The sequence below is a fragment of the Glutamicibacter sp. GQ173 genome (assembly GCF_059759215.1).
This window is the reverse complement of sequence record NZ_JCAXDT010000019.1, coordinates 1-1,886: the sequence shown is the minus strand read 5'-3', so window position 1 is coordinate 1,886 and position 1,886 is coordinate 1. Positions and strand designations below refer to the sequence as shown.

The window sequence follows — 1,886 nt, the reverse complement described above, 5'->3', positions numbered from 1 at the left end:
AGTGTTTGTTGTTTGAGAACTCAATAGTGTGCCAAGTTTGTTGATACCGAATATTTTTATTTGGTGAATACATAACATTTGCTTGAGGCATTGCACCCCCGTGTAGTGTTCTTGAGTGTTTTTTATTCGCCAGGATTTTTTCATTGATTCTCCCTTATTTTCCGAGGGGTTTCGGTGGCTTTTTGTTTTTTATGGAGAGTTTGATCCTGGCTCAGGATGAACGCTGGCGGCGTGCTTAACACATGCAAGTCGAACGATGAAGCCCAGCTTGCTGGGTGGATTAGTGGCGAACGGGTGAGTAACACGTGAGTAACCTGCCCCCGACTTTGGGATAAGCCCGGGAAACTGGGTCTAATACCGGATATGACTTTTCACCGCATGGTGGTTTGTTGAAAGATTTATCGGTGGGGGATGGACTCGCGGCCTATCAGCTTGTTGGTGAGGTAATGGCTCACCAAGGCGACGACGGGTAGCCGGCCTGAGAGGGTGACCGGCCACACTGGGACTGAGACACGGCCCAGACTCCTACGGGAGGCAGCAGTGGGGAATATTGCACAATGGGCGGAAGCCTGATGCAGCGACGCCGCGTGAGGGATGACGGCCTTCGGGTTGTAAACCTCTTTCAGTAGGGAAGAAGCGAAAGTGACGGTACCTGCAGAAGAAGCGCCGGCTAACTACGTGCCAGCAGCCGCGGTAATACGTAGGGCGCAAGCGTTATCCGGATTTATTGGGCGTAAAGAGCTCGTAGGCGGTTTGTCGCGTCTGCCGTGAAAGTCCGAGGCTCAACCTCGGATCTGCGGTGGGTACGGGCAGACTAGAGTGATGTAGGGGAGACTGGAATTCCTGGTGTAGCGGTGAAATGCGCAGATATCAGGAGGAACACCGATGGCGAAGGCAGGTCTCTGGGCATTTACTGACGCTGAGGAGCGAAAGCATGGGGAGCGAACAGGATTAGATACCCTGGTAGTCCATGCCGTAAACGTTGGGCACTAGGTGTGGGGGACATTCCACGTTTTCCGCGCCGTAGCTAACGCATTAAGTGCCCCGCCTGGGGAGTACGGCCGCAAGGCTAAAACTCAAAGGAATTGACGGGGGCCCGCACAAGCGGCGGAGCATGCGGATTAATTCGATGCAACGCGAAGAACCTTACCAAGGCTTGACATGTGCCAGACCGCTCCAGAGATGGGGTTTCCCTTCGGGGCTGGTTCACAGGTGGTGCATGGTTGTCGTCAGCTCGTGTCGTGAGATGTTGGGTTAAGTCCCGCAACGAGCGCAACCCTCGTTCCATGTTGCCAGCACGTAGTGGTGGGGACTCATGGGAGACTGCCGGGGTCAACTCGGAGGAAGGTGGGGATGACGTCAAATCATCATGCCCCTTATGTCTTGGGCTTCACGCATGCTACAATGGCCGGTACAATGGGTTGCGATACTGTGAGGTGGAGCTAATCCCTAAAAGCCGGTCTCAGTTCGGATTGGGGTCTGCAACTCGACCCCATGAAGTCGGAGTCGCTAGTAATCGCAGATCAGCAACGCTGCGGTGAATACGTTCCCGGGCCTTGTACACACCGCCCGTCAAGTCACGAAAGTTGGTAACACCCGAAGCCGATGGCCTAACCACCTTGTGTGGGGGGAGTCGTCGAAGGTGGGACTGGCGATTGGGACTAAGTCGTAACAAGGTAGCCGTACCGGAAGGTGCGGCTGGATCACCTCCTTTCTAAGGAGCTAACCATTTTTTGGTTGCCCATGCTGGACACGAGTGTTGTCCGGGTGGGTTGCTCATGGGTGGAATATCAATGAACTCAGTACTGGAAAGCGCGTGTGCCTGATCGGCCCTTTGTGGGGTTGTGTGGTGCGGGCGGGGTACTGGCTGTGGCTGTGCGGCGTTG

1 rRNA gene is annotated in these 1,886 nt (G+C 54.8%); it reads left to right on the top strand.

The window, feature by feature from the left end:
- Positions 1 to 188: 188 nt before the first annotated feature.
- Positions 189 to 1,714, top strand: a 16S ribosomal RNA gene (locus AC6CHO_RS17190).
- Positions 1,715 to 1,886 lie beyond the last annotated feature (172 nt).